Source organism: Mesorhizobium sp. B2-3-15 (assembly GCF_006442875.1).
Taxonomy (GTDB): domain Bacteria; phylum Pseudomonadota; class Alphaproteobacteria; order Rhizobiales; family Rhizobiaceae; genus Mesorhizobium; species Mesorhizobium australicum.
In genome coordinates this window covers 286,214-304,519 of sequence record NZ_VFVO01000003.1, presented here as the reverse complement: position 1 = coordinate 304,519, position 18,306 = coordinate 286,214, and the positions used below count along the sequence as shown (strand labels likewise).

Annotated in this window: 16 protein-coding genes, 2 tRNA genes and 1 pseudogene; 15 read left to right on the top strand and 4 right to left on the bottom strand. The window is 63.4% G+C overall.

Annotated elements, in window-relative coordinates:
* Positions 1 to 35: 35 nt before the first annotated feature.
* Both FJ954_RS08635 and FJ954_RS08630 read right to left on the bottom strand, forming a co-directional pair.
* Positions 36 to 1,493 carry an NAD-dependent succinate-semialdehyde dehydrogenase gene (locus tag FJ954_RS08635; RefSeq protein ID WP_140661079.1) on the bottom strand — a complete coding sequence of 486 codons (1,458 nt, stop codon included), beginning with the start codon at positions 1,491 to 1,493 and terminating at the stop codon, positions 36 to 38.
* Positions 1,494 to 1,676: 183 nt separating this feature from the next.
* Complete coding sequence (locus FJ954_RS08630) at positions 1,677 to 2,627, bottom strand: AEC family transporter (RefSeq protein WP_140661078.1); 951 nt, start codon at positions 2,625 to 2,627, stop codon at positions 1,677 to 1,679.
* 47 nt (positions 2,628 to 2,674) lie between these two features.
* Here FJ954_RS08630 and FJ954_RS08625 point away from each other — a divergent pair, with 47 nt between their 5' ends.
* The 10 genes from FJ954_RS08625 to FJ954_RS08580 all read left to right on the top strand — a co-directional run bounded on the left by FJ954_RS08625 (position 2,675) and on the right by FJ954_RS08580 (position 10,709).
* A complete protein-coding gene (locus FJ954_RS08625; protein WP_246681032.1) occupies positions 2,675 to 3,001 on the top strand; it encodes a hypothetical protein in 327 nt (108 codons plus the stop codon).
* Between the two features lie 93 nt (positions 3,002 to 3,094).
* Positions 3,095 to 3,643, top strand: coding sequence for a histidine phosphatase family protein (locus tag FJ954_RS08620; RefSeq protein ID WP_015317470.1), 549 nt, complete (start codon positions 3,095 to 3,097; stop codon positions 3,641 to 3,643).
* Between the two features lie 230 nt (positions 3,644 to 3,873).
* Positions 3,874 to 3,947 (top strand) — tRNA-Tyr (locus FJ954_RS08615).
* A 1-nt stretch (position 3,948) separates the two neighbouring features.
* Positions 3,949 to 4,013 (top strand) — tRNA-Met (locus tag FJ954_RS08610).
* Positions 4,014 to 4,373: 360 nt separating this feature from the next.
* Complete coding sequence (locus FJ954_RS08605) at positions 4,374 to 5,516, top strand: slipin family protein (RefSeq protein WP_181171095.1); 1,143 nt, start codon at positions 4,374 to 4,376, stop codon at positions 5,514 to 5,516.
* Positions 5,517 to 5,691: 175 nt separating this feature from the next.
* Positions 5,692 to 5,973, top strand: coding sequence for an acyl carrier protein (locus FJ954_RS08600; RefSeq protein ID WP_010909964.1), 282 nt, complete (start codon positions 5,692 to 5,694; stop codon positions 5,971 to 5,973).
* Positions 5,974 to 6,028: 55 nt separating this feature from the next.
* Positions 6,029 to 7,219, top strand: a complete 1,191-nt coding sequence (locus FJ954_RS08595) for a beta-ketoacyl-ACP synthase (protein WP_140661077.1) — start codon at positions 6,029 to 6,031, stop codon at positions 7,217 to 7,219.
* Positions 7,220 to 7,262: 43 nt separating this feature from the next.
* Entirely contained in the window at positions 7,263 to 8,534 is a 1,272-nt protein-coding gene (locus FJ954_RS08590; protein ID WP_140661076.1) for a beta-ketoacyl-ACP synthase, read from the top strand.
* A 36-nt stretch (positions 8,535 to 8,570) separates the two neighbouring features.
* Positions 8,571 to 9,599 carry a zinc-binding dehydrogenase gene (locus FJ954_RS08585; RefSeq protein WP_140661075.1) on the top strand — a complete coding sequence of 343 codons (1,029 nt, stop codon included), beginning with the start codon at positions 8,571 to 8,573 and terminating at the stop codon, positions 9,597 to 9,599.
* Positions 9,600 to 9,725: 126 nt separating this feature from the next.
* Positions 9,726 to 10,709, top strand: a complete 984-nt coding sequence (locus FJ954_RS08580) for a lipid A biosynthesis lauroyl acyltransferase (RefSeq protein ID WP_181177778.1) — start codon at positions 9,726 to 9,728, stop codon at positions 10,707 to 10,709.
* A 70-nt stretch (positions 10,710 to 10,779) separates the two neighbouring features.
* Here FJ954_RS08580 and FJ954_RS08575 read toward each other — a convergent pair whose 3' ends face one another.
* Complete coding sequence (locus FJ954_RS08575) at positions 10,780 to 11,208, bottom strand: L,D-transpeptidase (protein ID WP_140661073.1); 429 nt, start codon at positions 11,206 to 11,208, stop codon at positions 10,780 to 10,782.
* A gap of 215 nt (positions 11,209 to 11,423) precedes the next feature.
* Here FJ954_RS08575 and FJ954_RS08570 point away from each other — a divergent pair.
* The 5 genes and pseudogenes from FJ954_RS08570 to FJ954_RS08550 all read left to right on the top strand — a co-directional run bounded on the left by FJ954_RS08570 (position 11,424) and on the right by FJ954_RS08550 (position 17,808).
* Positions 11,424 to 12,702, top strand: a pseudogene (locus tag FJ954_RS08570) (acetylornithine deacetylase/succinyl-diaminopimelate desuccinylase family protein).
* A gap of 160 nt (positions 12,703 to 12,862) precedes the next feature.
* Entirely contained in the window at positions 12,863 to 14,341 is a 1,479-nt protein-coding gene (locus FJ954_RS08565) for an ABC transporter substrate-binding protein (protein WP_140661072.1), read from the top strand.
* 34 nt (positions 14,342 to 14,375) lie between these two features.
* Entirely contained in the window at positions 14,376 to 15,323 is a 948-nt protein-coding gene (locus FJ954_RS08560) for an ABC transporter permease (RefSeq protein WP_140615980.1), read from the top strand.
* Entirely contained in the window at positions 15,320 to 16,189 is an 870-nt protein-coding gene (locus FJ954_RS08555; RefSeq protein ID WP_140615978.1) for an ABC transporter permease, read from the top strand. Before FJ954_RS08560 ends, FJ954_RS08555 begins: the two co-directional genes overlap by 4 nt.
* Complete coding sequence (locus tag FJ954_RS08550) at positions 16,186 to 17,808, top strand: dipeptide ABC transporter ATP-binding protein (protein WP_140661071.1); 1,623 nt, start codon at positions 16,186 to 16,188, stop codon at positions 17,806 to 17,808. Before FJ954_RS08555 ends, FJ954_RS08550 begins: the two co-directional genes overlap by 4 nt.
* A 16-nt stretch (positions 17,809 to 17,824) precedes the next feature.
* Here the strand turns inward: FJ954_RS08550 and FJ954_RS08545 are convergent, their stop codons facing one another.
* Complete coding sequence (locus FJ954_RS08545) at positions 17,825 to 18,256, bottom strand: TerB family tellurite resistance protein (protein WP_015317458.1); 432 nt, start codon at positions 18,254 to 18,256, stop codon at positions 17,825 to 17,827.
* Positions 18,257 to 18,306 lie beyond the last annotated feature (50 nt).

The window sequence follows — 18,306 nt, the reverse complement described above, 5'->3', positions numbered from 1 at the left end:
GGCAGGTTTACGAACCTGCCTCGAGGACTAGCCTATCAGAGGCCGAGGCCGCCGATGCACACATATTTGGTATCGAGGTAATCCTCGATGCCCTGATGTCCGCCTTCCTTGCCAAGTCCGGATTCCTTGACGCCGCCGAACGGTGCTTCAGGTGTGGTGATCAGCCCTTCATTGACCCCAACCATGCCGTATTTCAGGCCTTCCATGACCCGGAAGGCGCGGCCGAGATCGCCGGTGTAGAAGTAGCAGGCAAGGCCGAACTCCGTGTCGTTGGCGAGCGCCACGGCCTCTTCCTCGGTCTCGAACTTGAACACGGGTGCGACCGGCCCAAAAATCTCTTCCTTCATGAAGCGCATTTTCGGCGTCGCGTTGGCGATGACCGTCGGCTGGAAGAACGAACCGCCGAGCGCGTGGCGCTTGCCCCCGGCGACGACCTTGCCGCCCTTGGCCGTGGCGTCGGCGATCAGCTCCTCGACCTTCTCGACCGCCTTCTCGTCGATTAGCGGCCCCTGCTGGACGCCCTCTTCCAGGCCGGAACCAACCTTCAGCCCGTTGCTGGCCGCGGCGAGTTTCTCGACGAACTTGTCATAGACGCCAGCCTGGACCAGGAAGCGGTTGGTGCAGACGCAGGTCTGGCCGGAATTGCGATATTTGGCGGTGATCGCGCCGGCCACCGCACGCTCGATATCGGCGTCGTCGAAAACGATGAACGGCGCGTTGCCGCCGAGTTCCATCGATACCTTCTTGACGGTCACCGACGATTTCTGGATCAGGATCTTGCCGACTTCGGTCGAGCCGGTGAAGGTGATCTTCTTGACCAGCGGATTGGCGCAAATCTCGTCGCCGATCTCGCCGGCGGCGCCGGTCAGGATGTTGACGACGCCCTTGGGAAAGCCGACTTCCTCGGCAAGCGCCCCCCAGGCAAGGCCGGAATACGGCGTCTGCGAGGCCGGCTTGACGACAGCGGTGCAGCCCGCGGCAAGTGCGGGACCGAGCTTGCGGGCCAGCATCGAGGAGGGGAAATTCCACGGCGTGATGGCGGCGATGACACCGACTGGTTCTTTCGTCACCAGGATGCGGCGGTCCGCCCATGGCGAGGGCACGACATCGCCATAAGTGCGGCGGCCTTCTTCGGCGAACCACAGGATGTAGGCGGCAGCCGAACCGATCTCGCCCTTGGATTCGAACAGCGACTTGCCCTGCTCGATGGTGAGCAGTTCGGCCAGCACGTCCTGATTGTCCATCATCGCGTCATGAAGCTTGCGCAGCAGCTTCGAGCGCTCGAGCGCGGTCGTCTTGCGCCAGGTTTTGAAAGCCTCATCGGCGGCCTCGATGGCGCGGCGAGTTTCTGCCTTGCCCGACTTCGGTACGGTGCCGATCTTGAGGCCTGTAGCCGGATTGTTCACGTCGACCGTCTGGCCGCTGTCGGCCTGCACCCATTCGCCGTTGATGAGATTGGCCTGCCGCATGAAATGGCTGGTTTTCTGAAGCATGGTCTAGCCTCCGTTCGGCGCTCACGGGCCGCTATCTGGATGTCTTCGGTAAAGCGCAGGCAGGGCCGCGCGCTGGAGCCATTGCTCTTAACCTAGGGAAAGCCCCGCAAGCAATCGCAAGATGGCATATAGGGGTTGGACCAGCACAAGACGAGAGCGCGTTGGCGTACGGCGTCGCCAACCTTACCCGAAAACATGCAGGACAACCGTCAGCCAGAAAGCGGTGGTGATCGCCGCGCAGGCCGTGGCGATGGTCATCTGGTTCGATGCCAGCGCCTGGCCGGTGTTGAACTGCACCGCGATGAGATAGGAATTGATGCCGGAGGGCAGCGCCGCCACCACGACCGCCACCTTGGCGGTCAGGGGCGGCAGGCCGAGCAGCCAGACGAAGGCAAGAACCAGTGCCGGCATCAGGAACAGTTTGAGCGCCGAAAGCGCCAGCGCCGGCCGCACATTGCCCGATATTCCGAAGCGGCGCAGGCTGAGCCCCATGGCAAACAGCGCCACCGGCCCGGCGGTGTTTGCCATGGCCTCGACCAGCCGCATCACAAGAGCCGGCAACGGCACGCCGCCGAGCCGCCATGCGAGACCCAGCAGAATGCCGATGATCAAAGGGTTGATGAACAGCCGCTTGAGGAAACTGTGCAGGACCCGCAGCGGATGCACATGCTCGCCACTGCCGCGGCCGAACACTTCGAACAGCACGATAGAGGCCATCATCATGATCGGCAGGTGCACGCAAACCAGCAGCGACAGCACTTCGAAGCCGCTCGGGCCGAATATGCCGAGGATGAAGGGGGCGCCGAGCAGCACGATGTTGGAGAAGGCCGACGAGACGCCTCCGACAACGCCGGCGCGGGCATCCCGCCCGAATATCCGCGTGATGACGAGATGGCCGGCGGCCCAGGTGATCGCCGCCGCCGTGAAATAAGCACCCCACAGCGGCCAGGGCGCCACGCCATGGAAATCCGCCGTCACCATGGTCTGGAAGAGAAGCAGCGGCATGGCCACGCTGACGGCAAAGTCGGATATCCCCTCGCCGCTCGCCGGTCTCAAATAGCCCGTCAGCCCGGCGAGATAGCCGAGCGCGACAAGACTGAAGACGAACAGGACTGTTTCGGTAAGCGGAGACATTTTTCAGGGATAGGCGAGCCACGGTCGCTGCGCAATCGCACCCGATCATGCTGCTCGATGCCTGCCGCACCAATCCGTTTCCTGCCGATGCCATGGTGCGGCGCGCGCCAAACCGCCTCGGCCGAGCCGATCGGAGCTGGCGGGCTGGAACCGGTGCGCGGCGCCAAGACCCTCGGCAACGCGCAAAGGCCGATGCGAGCCTCGGCATTGTGATCGGCTTCGCCGCGGAACCGACCGTTCGGCGATGTATGGCGCCGCTGGTGAAAACAGCCCTACGCGGCGGCTCTGCCGCATCATCTCGCGGCGATGAAAGGTACCGAGTTCCGCTCGGGATCGATCTGGTGAAGCAGCAGCTCGCCAAAAGTGAGGCGTGAGACGCGGCTGACGCCCGGCTTGTCTTTGTGCCTGCTTTCCAATCCTTATATGCGAATGGTTGGAGCCCGACACGGGAGCATGGAAGGGTGGCGATGATCCGGTTAGCCTTGGCGTTGTTCCTGCTTGTCGTCCCCGCCGCCGCGCACGCGACGGACGCCGGCTGGGCGCTGCTGCGCGATGGCGGCCATGTCGTGCTGCTGCGCCACGCCATGGTCACCGGCACCACCGACCCGGCCAATTTCGACATCGGCAATTGCGCCACCCAGGTCAATCTGTCGGCGCGCGGCAAGCAGCAGGCAAGCAAGATCGGCGCCCTGTTTGCCGCCCGCGCGGCTCCCATCGAGCGCATTTTGTCCAGCCGCTATTGCCGCTGCCTCGACACCGCGCGCACCGCCTTCGAAGCCGAGCCGGAGCTGTTCGCACCGCTCGATCTCCTGAAGGGTGACGATGCGCAGAAAGCAGCGCAGATCGCCGCCATCATGAAGGAAATCCGCGCCTATTCCGGCTCCGACAATCTGGTCCTGGTCACCCATCTCGAAAACATCGTGGCGCTGACCGGCGTGTCGCCGCGCGAAGGCGAAGCAGTGGTGGTCGAGCCGCAAGGCGACGGCTTGCGCGTACTCGGCCGCGTCACCTTCTGAGAACCACTGCTCCCGAACGCGGGCGCGGCAATGAGTGTTGCCGAAATGCCACCGCCGAAAGAAGCCGCGAATTCGACACGACAATGTCGCTTGCGACAACCCGTCGCAGGGGCTATAGGCGCGCTCCCGGTCACGAAAACCGAAGCGAGCACACCGGTTGGAGCTTTCGTCTCCGCCCGTGCAGACGGCTTTGCCGCCCTGTATACGGCGCCGCTTTGGGGATTGGGATCGCGGATGTAGCTCAATTGGGAGAGCGCCGGACGTAATCCGGAGGTTGTGGGTTCGAGTCCCGTCGTCTGCACCACGGATAGCTCAGTTGGTAGAGCATCAGACTCATAATCTGATTGTCGAAGGTTCGATTCCTTCTCCATTGGCTCGATAAGCCAGCACCCTGCCAGGTGTTATCTGAAAAACGGTCCGGGGACTGGAATGCTGAAGACGTGACGGACGGCCGAAAGCCTTCGGGCCAGGACGTATCGAAAGGTCCGATGCCATCGGCTCGCGGCCAGGCTCGCGGTGATGGTCAAGGCGCAGTGTCGCCGGCAAGGGAGGCTCGCCTCCGGCGCCCGCTTCGCTGCCCCGCGATCCGCTCCCGCAGGCCCGCCGCGCATCGATGCCACCAGTCCCCGGATCATTCGCGTCTGGAATTGGAAGTGAAACGAGAAACGAAGGGAAGATCGACGCATGACGTGACGCCTCGCATGGGGCCATGCCCGACAGGAGTAAGACAATGACTATTCTCGATACAGTTCTTGGGCGCGAGCGTGTCCTCGTTAAGGAAAACGAACGTGCCCTCACTCTCTACAAGGGAGAGATCAAGGCTGTCCTGCTGCCGGGTGAGCACTGGCTCGCCAACCGGAACCAGAGCCTTGAGGTGTCCCGGCACGATCTGAAGAGCCCGGAATTCGTTTCGGCGTACGAGAAGGCGTTGTTCGACAAGCTCCCGGACGTGGCCGCGCGCCATTTCACCGTCGTGCGCACCGGGCGCACGGAAGTTGCCGTCATCGAGCGTGACGGCAACCTGCATTCCGTGCAGGCCCCCGACCGTAAGCTGGTACTGTGGACCGATGCCGGACCGTGGAAGGTGACGGTGATCGACACCTCGGCCGATCTTGCCATCGATCCGGCTGTCATGCGCCGGCTCGGCCAGGCTCGGAAGGCGGAATTGATGTCCGTTCACCCGGTTGTCGACGGCCAGGCCGGGCTGCTGTTCATCGACGGTGTCCTTGTGCGGACGCTTGCCGCTGGCGTGCACGGCTTCTGGAACGTCGGACGGATGGTGCAGATCAAGGTCGTCGACCTCAAGCGCCAGTCGCTCGATGTCGCCGGGCAGGAAGTGCTGACCAGGGATCGCGTCACGATCCGCGTCAATATCGCGGCCGAATACCGGGTCATCGATCCGGTCAAGGCGGTGAGCGCGGTGAAGGACTTCTCCGAGGCCCTCTACCGCGCCCTGCAGTACGCGTTCCGCAAGACGCTGGGCGCGCTCACGCTCGACCAGATCCTCGAAAAGAAGGTGACGGTCGACGAGGAAGCGGCGGCCAAGGTCCGTGCCGACATGGCCGAGATCGGGGTCGAGGTCAGCGATATCGCGCTCAAGGATGTCATCCTGCCGGGTGAGATGCGCGAGATCCTCAACCAGGTGGTTTCGGCCGAAAAGCAGGCCGAGGCCAACGTCATCCGCCGCCGCGAGGAGACGAACGCCACGCGTTCCCTGCTCAACACGGCCAAGGTGATGGCGGAGAACCCGGTGATGCTGCGGCTGAAGGAGCTCGAGGCTCTGGAAACCATCGCCGGCAAGGTCGAGCGGCTGACCGTCCACAACGGAACGGTCGGGCTGCTGAACGACCTTGTCAAGCTCCGCGACAGCTGAGCTTACGTAGCGTCAACGGAAGGGCCGCCGGGTCGACCGGCGGCCCTTCTTGCGTTTCCTGGGCATCCTACCCATCTGCGCCCGGCTTAACAGGCCTTTTCCTGCCGGGAAAAACCGATTAGACAGCGCCCAAACGAATGCGGACAGATTCCGCCCGCAAAGAAGGAAAAGCCCCTTGTCTACAACGTTCGACAAAGTCGCCAAGATCATTGCCGACACCAGCGAGATCGATATCGACACCATCACGCCCGAGAGCCACACCATTGACGATCTCGGCATCGACAGCCTCGACTTCCTGGACATCGTGTTCGCCATCGACAAGGAATTCGGCATCAAGGTGCCGCTGGAAAAGTGGACCCAGGAAGTCAATGACGGCAAGGCTTCGACCGACGATTACTTCGTCATGAAGAACCTGTGCGCCAAGATCGACGCGCTGGTTGCCGCCAAGACCGCCTGAGGTCATCAGGGCGCGTGACTTGACGCGCTCCGTCACCTGACCCACAAAGCCGCTCATGAGCAGCCCCCACGACGTCGTCATCACAGGTATCGGCCTTGTTTCCTCGCTGGGGGAAGGTCCTGACGCCCATTGGCAAAAGCTGGCGCAACCGGGCCGGGAGCCGGTGCTCGAGGCCGGGCGCTTCGCGCCCTACACGGTTCATCCACTGCCCGAGATCGACTGGAACCTGCAGATCGCCAAGCGCGGCGATCAGCGGCAGATGGAGACATGGCAGAGGCTCGGCACCTATGCGGCGGGCCTCGCGCTCGACGACGCCGGCATCAAGGGCAATGACGAACTCTGCACCACCATGGACATGGTTGTGGCGGCCGGCGGCGGCGAGCGCGACGAAGCGGTCGACGCCGACATTCTAGCCGCTTCGGAAAACCGCAACGACCGCGACGTGCTGCTCAACGAGAAGCTGACCACCGAATTGCGACCGACGCTTTTCCTGGCGCAGCTTTCCAATCTGCTCGCCGGCAACATCTCCATCGTCCACAAGGTGACCGGCTCGTCCAGGACCTTCATGGGCGAGGAAGGCGCTGGCGTCGCCGCCGTCGAGACGGCAGCCGCGCGCATTCGCTCCGGCCAGTCGACGCACATCCTGGTCGGCGGCGCCTTCCAGACGGAACATTCCGACATGCTGCTCGGCTACGAGCTGGCCGGTTACCTGCATCGCAGCCCGTGGAAGCCCGTCTGGCAAAGGCAGGGCGCCGAGGGCGGCGGCGTGGTCTCAGGTTCCGGCGGTGCCTTCCTGGTGCTTGAGCAGCGCGAACACGCGGCAAGCCGCGGACGCAAGATCTACGCTGAACTCGGCCCCGTCGTCTCCGGCCGCGCCAGGCGCGCGCGCGGAGAACTCGACGCCGAGATCGCTCTCCTGCTCAAACAGGCGCTGCCGCTGAACGGCAAGCTGCTCGCCATGTCGGGAGCATCGGGCGCGCATGCGGCAACATCAGCCGAAAAGGCGGCGCTCGACGCCAATCCGGCGATATCGGCGCGCGGTTTTGCAACGTTGACCGGGCACATGAAGGAAGCGCAGTTTCCCTTCGCCGTGGCGCTGGCGGCACTGGCGGTCGACCGCAAGGCCGCCTACCCTGTCTTTGACGCCACTGCCGAAAAGCCATTCGAAGGCATTCCCGCGAGCGTCCTTGCAACGGCGATCGGCTATCACCAATTCGAGGGCGTGGCGCTGGTCAACGCCGCTTGAGGCGGCGTTTGGCGAACGCACTGCAGAGATAAGAGGGCTCCCGATGGCCAATTTCAGAGATCACATGGGCAGGCCCGTCGTTGCCGTCACCGGTATCGGTGTGGTGACCTCGCTCGGCGTCGGCAAATCAGACAATTGGGCCGCGCTGACCTCGGGCAAGTCGGGCATCCACCCGATCACCCGCTTTCCGGTCGATCACCTCAACACACGGATCTCCGGCATGGTCGATTTTCTGCCGTCGAGCTCCAAGGGAGCAAGCCTCCTCACCTATGAACTGGCGGAAACCGCGGCGCAGGAGGCTGTTGGCGAAGCCGGCCTGAATTCCGGCGATTTCGGCGGCCCTCTCTTCCTCGCCTCGCCGCCGGTCGAACTCGACTGGCACGACCGCTTTTCGCTCTACAATTCCGACAAGCAGGATTCCGGCGCCGAAAGGCTGCTGCGCGTGGCGCGCGGCCTGAAGGAACTCGATCTCTTCGAAACCACCCAGTTCGGCTCAATCGCCGACCGGCTCGCCGACCGGTTCGGCACGCGTGGCCTGCCGATCACGCTCTCGACGGCTTGCGCCTCGGGCGCCACCGCCATCCAGCTCGGCGTCGAGGCGATCCGCCGTGGCGAATGCGACCGGGCGCTGTCGATCGGCGCCGACGGCTCGGCGACCGCCGAGGCGCTGATCCGCTTCTCGCTGCTGTCGGCTCTCTCCACCCACAACGACAATCCGGAAAAGGCTTCCAAGCCGTTTTCCAAGGACCGTGACGGCTTCGTGTTGGCCGAGGGATCCGGCGCTCTGGTGCTGGAATCGCTGGAGGCGGCGCTTGCCCGTGGGGCCGCCGTTCTCGGCATCCTCAGCGGCTGTGGCGAAAAGGCCGACGATTTCCATCGCACGCGCTCCAAGCCGGATGGATCGCCGGCGATTGCCGCTGTCCGGGCCGCACTTGCGGATGCGGGTCTCGGCGAAGACGAGATCGACTATGTCAACGCACACGGCACCTCGACGCCGGAAAACGACAAGATGGAGCACCTGTCGCTGTCGACGGTGTTTGGCGAGCGCATCGGCTCTATGCCGATCTCGTCCAACAAGTCGATGATCGGCCACACGCTGTCGGCGGCGGGCGCGGTCGAAGCGGCGTTTTCCCTGATGACCATGCGCGAAGGCGTCATTCCGCCGACCATCAACTACGACAATCCCGATCCGGCGATCGTGCTCGATGTCGTGCCGAACAAGAAGCGCGATGCGCAGGTTCGCTCCGTTCTGTCGAACTCCTTCGGCTTTGGCGGCCAGAACACTTGCCTTGTCATGGCGCGGGAACCGGTCTAAGCGAGCCCTTTCCGCTTAACAGAACCGACAGGCTCCATGCGCGCACTGCAACTTATCGAGGACCGCCGCCTTGAAACGGTGGACCTGCCACCCCCGCCGCCTCCCGCGCTTGGCGAAGTGACGCTGCGCATCAAGGCGGTGGCGCTGAACCACATCGACGTCTGGGGCTGGCGCGGCATGGCCTTCGCCAAGCGCAAGCTGCCGCTGGTCGTCGGCGCCGAGGCCTCCGGCGAGGTAGAGGCGGTCGGTCCCGGCGTTTCCAGCCTGCTGCCCGGACAATTGGTATCGATCTACGGCGCGCGCACCTGCGGCCTCTGTCGTGCCTGCCGCGAAGGCCGCGACAATCTGTGCGAGCATGTTTCGGGCGTTCACGGCTTCCATCTCGACGGTTTCGCGCAGGAGAAGATCAACCTGCCGGCGCGCCTGCTGGTCCCCGCCCCGCCCGGTGTGACCGATATCGGGGCCGCCGTGGCGCCCGTTACCTTCGGCACCGTCGAGCACATGCTGTTCGACAATGCCAAGCTGCAGCCCGGTGAGACGATCCTCGTCCATGCCGGCGGATCCGGCATCGGCTCGGCGGCCATCCAGCTGGCCAAGCGGATGGGCTGCACGATCATCACCACGGTCGGCTCGAACGACAAGATCGACAAGGCCAAGGCGCTCGGCGCCGACCATGTCATCAACTACCGCGACGATCGTTTCGAGGGCGTCGTCCGCAAGCTGACGAAGAAGAAAGGCGTCGACGTGGTGTTCGAGCATGTCGGCACCGACACCTTTGCCGGTTCGATGCTGTGCCTGAAGCGCGGCGGTCGCCTTGTGACCTGCGGTTCGACCTCCGGCGTGTCGACTCAGATCAACCTGATGCAGCTCTTCCAGCAGCAGTTGAAACTGCTCGGATCCTTCGGTTGCCGGATGGAGAACATGGCCAACGCCATGCAGAAGATGGCCGCTGGACAGGTCGCTCCGGTGATCGACACCGAGGTCGGCTTCGACGATATCGATGCCGCGCTGAAGCGCATGGAAGGCCGCGACGTTTTCGGCAAGATCATCCTGCGCGTCGCCTAGAGTCGGATGATTTCAGGTCGAATCGACCTGAAATCTGAATCCGCCTCTAAATCAAGGAATAGAGCATGATGTCATCCGAAAACCGCTTCACACTTTTCGGCATCATGCTCTAGAGCCTCGATTTCCGTGCTCAAGAAGCTTCGCCGCGATCTGAAATTCCGCTATGGCAGACAATTGCGCCAGGTGAATTACTGGTTTGTTGCGCGTCTCGCGATGGTCATCATGTCGCTGCTGCGCCTGCTGCCGGTCGACAGCGCGCTGAATTTTGCCGACCGCACCGCACGACTCATCGGTCCAAGGGTCGGGCGCCACCAGGTCGCCCTCGACAATCTGCGCAAGGCCTATCCGGAAAAGAGCGAGGACGAAATCCGGGCCATCGCCTCCGACATGTGGGGCAACATGGCCCGCCTTGCCGCCGAATACATCTTCCTCGATGCCCTGTTCGACTATGACCCAGCGGCCGGAAAGCCCGGCCGTATCGAGGTCAAGGGAACAGAGCATTTCGTGGAGATCGCGGCCGAGAAGCAGCCGCACATCGTCTTCACCGGCCATCTCGGCAATTTCGAGCTGCTGCCGGTGGCGGCCGCGACCTTCGGCATGAACATCACGGCGCTGTTTCGGCCGCCCAACAACCCCTACCTCGCCGACTACATCCTTTCGACAAGGCGATCGACCATGGGAGGCTTGCTGCCTTCGATGGCCGGTGCCTCGTTCGCGCTGGCGGGGGTGTTGGAGAATGGCGGCAATATCGGCGTCCTCGTCGACCAGAAATTCTCCAACGGCCTGGACACGACCTTCTTCGGCCGTCCGTGCCAGAGCAACCGCGTGCTCGGCACCCTTGCCCGCCACTATGACTGCGACGTCTATCCGGCGCGTTGTATCAGGTTACCGGGCAACCGCTTCCGGCTCGAGATCGAGGACAAGTTGGTGCTGCCGCGCACCGCCGACGGCAGCGTCGATGTCCACGCCACCACCCAGATGCTGAACGACGTCGTCGAACGCTGGGTCCGAGAGAATCCAGGCCAATGGATGTGGTTCCACAAAAGGTGGGAGATCAGCAAGTGGCGGCGGAAAAACCGCACCAAGCCGGCTCCCGTCTCAAACACATGAGCAAGCCGCTGGCGGGAACGTGAGTTCCTCCGCCGGCAAACAAAGCCTGTATCAACAAATCGCCAATTGCCTAATTGGTAACGACAATGCGCGTATTGCCGAAGCCCACTTCGCGGACCATCGAATAGAAGGCCGCGGCGTTGGCCGTATGCAGCCTTACGCAGCCATGCGAAGCCGGACGGCCGAGCTGCCTGACGGCGCCCGTTCCATGGATGGCATAGCCGCCACGGAAGAACACCGAGTACGGCATCGGCGACATGTCGTATTTGCGCGAATACCACATCCGCGCCGTGCGCTGCGGCCGGTAGGTGCCGCGCGGCGTGAAATAGCCCGGACGGGCGGTCGAGACGGCCCACCGATAGACAGAATCGCCATAACGAACCGTCATCGTCTGCGACGACACGTCGATGTTCGCCACCAATGTGGCCGCCTGACTTGCCGCCGATGCGCCAAACAGCGCAACGGCCAATACTGCTGCCTTGAGAAATGACATTTTCATGCGATCAAACCCCTTTGATTGCCCTTGCCTGCTCGCCATCACGTTGTTTTTCACCTTTTTAATGGCGGTGAACAGATAACACACAGTCTTTGACCAATTCGCCAATCCAAAGCAGTGAATTTGAACGATTTCCCGCGATAGTTGCCACAACGACACGTTGCACGGGTTTGATCACGGGCTTGCAAAACCACTGGGATCGCTGCTCAACTCGCGGCATGAACGGGCGACTCCTCAAGGCAATCGACATCAGGCGCGACGAGTTGGTGGCGCTGACCGCCGACCTGATCCGCTTTCCGACCATAAATCCACCCGGCGAAGCCTACGGGCCATGCGCCGACTATATCGGTGCGCGGCTAAGGAAGAGCGGCTTCGAGACCGAGTTCATCCGCGCCGACGGCACGCCCGGCGACACCGATCGCTATCCGCGCATCAATGTCGTTGCGCGGTTTGATGGACGGTCACCTGGTGCCTGCGTCCATTTCAATTCGCATATCGACGTTGTCGAAGCCGGGGACGGCTGGACCGTCGATCCGTTCGCCGGCATCGTCAGGGATGGCAAGGTCTATGGACGCGGCGCCTGCGACATGAAGGGCGGCCTCGCCGCCTCCATCATCGCTGTCGAAGCCTTTTTGGAAGTCTTCCCGGACTTTCCGGGCGCCATCGAGATCTCGGGAACGGTCGATGAGGAATCCGGCGGTTTCGGCGGCGTCGCCCACCTGGCCGGCCTCGGCTATTTCTCGAAACCCAGGGTCGATCACGTCATCATTCCCGAGCCTCTCAACAAGGACCGCATCTGCCTCGGCCATCGCGGCGTCTGGTGGGCGGAGATCGAGACCAAGGGTGAGATCGCGCACGGCTCGATGCCGTTTCTCGGCGACAATGCGGTGCGCCATATGGGCGCGGTGCTGCAGGCATTCGAGAACGAACTGTTCCCGGCACTCGACCGCAAGATCACGCGCATGTCGGTGGTGCCGGAAGGCGCCAGGCGCTCGACCATGAACATCAATTCCGTTCATGGCGGCCAGACCGAGGATTTCCGCCCCGGCCTGCCCTCGCCCAACGTGCCCGATTCCTGCCGTCTGACCATCGACCGCCGCTTCCTTCTCGAGGAGGATCTGGGCACGGTCAAAGCCGAAGTGACCGGCATTCTCGACCGGCTGAAGCGCGAGCGCAAAAAATTCGACTACGAGATCCGCGATCTGATGGAAGTACTGCCGCTGATGACCGAGCGCGACGCGCCGGTCGTCAAGGCGGTGGCGCAAGGCATTCATGCGATCTTCGACCGCGAGCCCGACTACGTCATTTCGCCCGGCACCTACGACCAGAAGCATCGCCCGCATCGGACATATCCACGACTGCATCGCCTATGGCCCGGGCATTCTCGACCTCGCTCATCGGCCGGACGAGTGGGTCGGCATATCGGACATGGTGGAATCGGCCAAGGTGATGGCGATCGGGCTCAACGTGCTGCTGCGCGGCACGGCCACGGGATAACCCTGCGTCGCGATAAGCTTCGGCCCGCCGAGGGGCCGGCACGGCAAAAACATTCCCGGCCATCCCGCCTGGCAGCACGAAACGCAATTTACTCCCACGCGAAATCACGCTTCTATCGCCCGGCTTGAGCACGTGTCCTGAACGCATGGGGAGTTGCACGATGAGATTGTGGAAAACCATTCTGGCCGCCGCGGTTCTCGCATTGGCCGCTGGAACCTCCGCGTTTGCGGCCCGAACCGACCTGGTCATCGGCATTCCGCTCGAACCACCGCATCTCGACCCAACCGCTGGTGCCGCTGCGGCGATCAAGGAAGTGCTCTACGCCAATGTCTTCGAGGGCCTGACCCGGATCGGACCGAATGGCGAGGTGCTGCCTGATCTGGCGGAAAGCTGGACCATTTCCGATGACGGCAAGGTCTACACCTTCAAGCTGCACACCGGCGTCAAATTCCACGACGGCGCCGATTTCAGCGCCGATGACGTGAAATTCTCGCTCGACCGTGCCCGCGCCGACAATTCGGTCAACGCGCAGAGGGGCCTGTTCGCGGCCATCGACAAGGTCGATGTCATCGATCCGGCGACGGTGAAAGTCACGCTGAAAAACCCGCAAGGATCCTTCCTTAACAACATGGGCTGGGGCGACGCGGTGATGGTGTCGCCGAAATCCGCCGACACCAACAAGGAAAACCCGGTTGGCACCGGCCCGTTCAAGTTCCAGAACTGGGCCAAGGGATCATCGATCACGCTGGTCAAATCTGGCCATTACTGGGGCGCTCCGGTGTTCCTCGACAAGGTCGAGTTCCGCATCGTGCCCGATGCCGCGGCCTATGTGCCGGCCCTTTTGTCCGGCGACATCCAGGCCTTCCCCTTCTTCGATCCCGACAGCCTCGCACAGGTCAAGGACGATCCGCGTTTCAAGGTGGTGATCGGTTCGACCGAAGGCGAGACCATCCTCTCGATCAACAACAAGAAGCCACCTTTCGACAAGCTGCAGGTCAGGCAGGCGATCTCCTACGCGCTCGACCGCAAGGCGATCATCGACGGCGCCTCAGCCGGCCTTGGCCTGCCGATCGGCTCGCATATGTCGCCGGCGAACAAGGACTATGTCGACCTCACCGGCCTCTATCCACACAATGTCGACAAGGCCAAGGAACTGCTGAAGGAGGCCGGGCTGGAGAACGGCTTCAAGGCAACGCTGAAACTGCCGCCGCCCAGCTATGCACGGCTCGGTGGCGAGATCATCGCCTCGCAACTTCGCGATGTCGGCATCAACCTGGAGATCATCCCGGTCGAATGGGCGCAGTGGCTGGACCAGGTGTTCACCAAGAAGGATTACGACCTGACCATCGTCTCCCACACCGAGCCCAACGACATCGATATCTATGCGCGCAAGGACTATTACTTCAACTACGACAATCCGACCTTCGACAAGGTGATCGCCGACCTCAACCTCACCTCCGACGAGGCCAAGCGCAAGGAACTGCTTGGCGAGGCGCAGAAGATCCTGGCCGACGACGCCGTGGTCGGCTTCCTCTACGAATTGCCCAAGGTCGGTGTCTGGGACGCCAAGCTGCAAGGCCTGTGGGAAAATGCGCCGATCCAGGCCAATGACCTGACCAAGGTGAAGTGGAGCGAGTGAGGTTCGTGGTGCGCGCGCCACTCCCTCGCCTTCCATGAGCGCCTACCTCCTCAAGCGCCTCGCCGTCGCTTTAGCCACGCTGGTGCTTGCCTCGATGGTGGTGTTCGCCGTGCTGGAGATCCTCCCCGGCGATCCGGCGCGGCTGATGCTGGGCATGAACGCCAGTGCCGACCAAGTGGAACTCTTGCGCAACCAGATGGGCCTCAACGCGCCGATCGTACTGCGCTATCTGCACTGGGCCGGCGGCTTGCTCACCCTCGATTTCGGCCGCTCCTATACCTACTCGGTCCCGGTCATCGATCTCGTGCGTGAACGGCTGGCCGTCTCGCTGCCGCTGGCGCTGATCGCGCTCGCGCTCTCCACCTTGATCGCCATTCCGGTCGGCCTGTTTTCGGCCAGCCGGCGCGGACGGGCCGGCGATACGATTTCAATGGGCGTCGCGCAGCTTGGCGTTGCCGTGCCCAATTTCTGGTTCGCGCTGATGCTGATCTATGTCTTCGCCGTCTGGCTGCGTCTGGTCCCGGCCGGTGGTTTTCCTGGTTGGGGCGCCGGCGCCTGGCCGGCACTGAAATCGCTGCTGTTGCCGGCGGTGGCGCTTGCCTTGCCGCAAGCGGCGATCCTGGCGCGCGTCACCCGCTCGGCGCTGATCGAGGTGCTCAACGAGGATTACATCCGCACCGCCCGCGCCAAGGGCCTGCCCTATCGAGCCGTGCTGTGGCGGCACGCGCTACGCAACGCCATGATCCCGGTGCTGACCATCCTTGGCCTGCAGTTCGCCTTCCTGCTCGCCGGCACCATCATCATCGAAAATGTCTTCTATTTGCCCGGACTCGGCCGGCTGGTGTTCCAGGCGATCACCCAGCGCGACCTGATCGTCGTCGAGAGCGTCGTCATGCTGCTGGTCGCCGCTGTCATTGCCGTCAACCTCGTCGTCGACCTTTCCTATGCGGTGGTCGATCCCCGCCTGAGGACCCGGCAATGACGCTGCGCATCGACATCCCCGACGAGACGTTCCGCGGCATCCTGGCCAAGGCGTTTGGGAACACCGCTTTCGTTACCGGTTTCGTCATCACCGTGCTGATCCTGGCGATGGCTGTCGTCTCCTATGTCTGGACACCCTTCGATGTGACGAGGCTCGTCATAGCGGACAAGACGCAAGGTCCCTCGCTGGCGCACTGGTTCGGCACCGACCATTTCGGCCGCGATATCCTGTCGATGATCATGGTTGGCGCCCGCAACTCGATCGCCGTGGCGCTGGTCGCCGTCGGGATCGGCATGGGTGTCGGCGTGCCGCTTGGCGCCTTCGCCGCCGCGCGCGGCGGCCTCGCCGACGAGGCGCTGATGCGCATCAACGACCTCGTCTTCGCGTTCCCCGCGCTGCTGTCGGCCATCATGATAACAGCCATCTTCGGGCCGGGCGCCGTCAACGCGATCATAGCCATCGGTATCTTCAACATTCCGGTGTTCGCCCGCGTCGCCCGCGCCGGCGCGCTGGCCGTCTGGCCGCGCGAATTCATCCTCGCCGCGCGCGCCGCCGGCAAGAGCAGCACGCAGATATCGATCGAACACGTGCTGCCCAACATCGCCACGCTGCTCCTCGTGCAGGGCACAATCCAGTTCGCGCTGGGCATCCTGGCCGAAGCTGGGCTTTCCTATCTCGGCCTCGGCGCTCAGCCCCCAATGCCGAGTTGGGGCCGCATGCTGTTCGACGCCCAGACGCGCATGGTGGTGGCGCCGTGGATGGCGATCTTCCCCGGCATGGCGATCGTCGTCACCGTGCTCGGCCTGAATCTTCTGGGCGACGGCATCGCCGACATTCTCGACCCGAAGTCGCGGCGGCAGCGATGAGCCTGCTCGAAGTCGATAATCTGTCGCTGGTCATCGGCGACACACAGATCCTGAAAGATATGGAGCTCTCCGTCGCGCCCGGCGAAGTGATGGGGCTGGTCGGCGAATCCGGCTCCGGCAAATCGATGATCGCGCTGACGGTGATGCGGCTCCTGCCCCATGCCGCACGCGCCACCGGGCGCATCACATTCGACGGCATCGATATTCTCGGCGCGACCGAGGACCAGATGTGTGCCTTGCGCGGCGACGACATCGGCATGGTTTTCCAGGAGCCGATGACGGCGCTCAATCCGCTCAAGACGATCGGCGAACAAGTCGCCGAAGGCATACGCTGGCACACCAGGGCAAGCCGTGCCGACGCCGAGGAGCGGGCGCGAAAAATGCTCGACCGCGTCGGCCTGCCCGAAGCGAAATTCCCGCTGTCGCGCTATCCGCACGAATTGTCGGGCGGCCAGCGCCAGCGCGTCGTCATCGCCATCGCCTGCGCGCTGAAGCCGAAGCTGCTGATCGCCGACGAGCCGACGACGGCGCTCGACGTGGTGCTGCAGGCACAGATCCTCGACCTCCTGCGCGATCTCGTGGCGGAGAACCGCATGGGCCTGCTGCTGATATCGCATGATCTCGCTGTCGTGACGGAGATGGCCGACCGCATCACCATCCTGCGCCATGGCGAGGTGATGGACGCCGGCGACACGGCGCGTACGCTCTCGGAACAGTTCCATCCCTATACGCGCCAGCTGGCGCAGGCCTCGATGCATGTTCCGGCGCGCGCCAAGCCTCATCGTGTCGGGATGGACCAACCCTTGCTGCAGGTTGAGGGCGTCAGCCGCGACTACCCCGGCCGCCGCATCTCACTGTTCAGGCGCGCGCCCGACATACGTGCGGTCGACGATGTCTCCCTGTCGATGGCGCCGGGCCAGTCGGTGGCGCTGGTCGGCCGCTCCGGCTGCGGCAAGTCGACCCTTGCCCGCATGATCCTGGCGTTGGACCGGCCGAGTTCGGGCGTGATCCGCTTTCGCGGCGAACCCATCACCGGCAGGAGCGAGGCCGAGCTGAAGCCGGCCAGGCGCGATATGCAGGTTGTCTTCCAGGACCCCTACGGCTCCTTCGATCCGCGCCAGAAGGTCGAAAAACTGGTCGCCGAACCCCTGCATGTCCTGGAGAAAAAACCGACGCGCGCCGAGCGCCGCGAGATGGTGGCGCATGCGCTGCACGAGGTCGGCCTCGACCAACGCGACATGCACAAATATCCGCACGAATTTTCCGGCGGCCAGCGCCAACGCCTGTCGATCGCCCGCGCCATCATCACGCGCCCCAAGCTTGTCGTCGCCGACGAGCCGGTCTCGGCACTCGATGTCTCGATCCGTGCACAGATCCTGGACCTCTTCGCCGGACTCAACCAGAAACTCGGCATCGCCTATCTCTTCATCACCCATGACCTGGCCGTCGCCCGCGCCATCACGGATGAGGTGCTTGTCATGCATGACGGCAAGATCGTCGAGCGCGGCAGGACGAGCGAACTGCTCGATCAGCCACAATCAGAGGCGGCCAAGGCGCTTGTCGCTGCGGCGCCGGATCTGCGCCGGGCGATCGCGAAACGGATGCAGGAACAAGGGTGAGTTGCCGATCCGCCCGCTACTCTTCCGGCTTCACCACATCGACCGGGCTGATGTCGAGCAAATCGAGCGTGCGGCGCAACAGGCGCACCTCGGTCTCGGCCAGTTGCGAATCCGCCTTGGCGATTTCCGCCATGTGCTGCGCCAATTGCTTGCGCCGCCCGACGTCGAGGTCGCGAAACAGCGCGATCGCCTGCGAGCCGTTGGTCTCGTAGCCGAATTCGTTGAGATATTCGATGACCGCGTCGATGCTGGTTTCCGGAATGCCGAAAGCATCCTTGCAGATGCGCCGGAAGGCGATCATCTCGCTCTCGCTCACCGTGCCATCGGCCAGGATCATCCGGAACAGCATCAGCAGTTCCGCCGACAGGACGGGATCGTCCGCGACCTTTCGTACGCCCGGGTCGCCGTCGAAGATCGAGCGTATCTGGTCCAGCAATGCGAATGCCATGAACGGCCCCTTTCCGATTCCTCGTCAACAGAATTAGCGCGGAATCGGCC

Bases quoted from the DNA above. Each gene is read 5' to 3' on its own strand.
- FJ954_RS08635 (WP_140661079.1), bottom strand. From the start codon at position 1,493: ATGCTTCAGAAAACCAGCCATTTCATGCGGCAGGCCAATCTCATCAAC.
- FJ954_RS08630 (WP_140661078.1), bottom strand. From the start codon at position 2,627: ATGTCTCCGCTTACCGAAACAGTCCTGTTCGTCTTCAGTCTTGTCGCG.
- FJ954_RS08625 (WP_246681032.1), top strand. From the start codon at position 2,675: ATGCTGCTCGATGCCTGCCGCACCAATCCGTTTCCTGCCGATGCCATG.
- FJ954_RS08620 (WP_015317470.1), top strand. From the start codon at position 3,095: ATGATCCGGTTAGCCTTGGCGTTGTTCCTGCTTGTCGTCCCCGCCGCC.
- FJ954_RS08605 (WP_181171095.1), top strand. From the start codon at position 4,374: ATGACTATTCTCGATACAGTTCTTGGGCGCGAGCGTGTCCTCGTTAAG.
- FJ954_RS08595 (WP_140661077.1), top strand. From the start codon at position 6,029: ATGAGCAGCCCCCACGACGTCGTCATCACAGGTATCGGCCTTGTTTCC.
- FJ954_RS08590 (WP_140661076.1), top strand. From the start codon at position 7,263: ATGGCCAATTTCAGAGATCACATGGGCAGGCCCGTCGTTGCCGTCACC.
- FJ954_RS08585 (WP_140661075.1), top strand. From the start codon at position 8,571: ATGCGCGCACTGCAACTTATCGAGGACCGCCGCCTTGAAACGGTGGAC.
- FJ954_RS08575 (WP_140661073.1), bottom strand. From the start codon at position 11,208: ATGAAAATGTCATTTCTCAAGGCAGCAGTATTGGCCGTTGCGCTGTTT.
- FJ954_RS08565 (WP_140661072.1), top strand. From the start codon at position 12,863: ATGAGATTGTGGAAAACCATTCTGGCCGCCGCGGTTCTCGCATTGGCC.
- FJ954_RS08560 (WP_140615980.1), top strand. From the start codon at position 14,376: ATGAGCGCCTACCTCCTCAAGCGCCTCGCCGTCGCTTTAGCCACGCTG.
- FJ954_RS08555 (WP_140615978.1), top strand. From the start codon at position 15,320: ATGACGCTGCGCATCGACATCCCCGACGAGACGTTCCGCGGCATCCTG.
- FJ954_RS08550 (WP_140661071.1), top strand. From the start codon at position 16,186: ATGAGCCTGCTCGAAGTCGATAATCTGTCGCTGGTCATCGGCGACACA.
- FJ954_RS08545 (WP_015317458.1), bottom strand. From the start codon at position 18,256: ATGGCATTCGCATTGCTGGACCAGATACGCTCGATCTTCGACGGCGAC.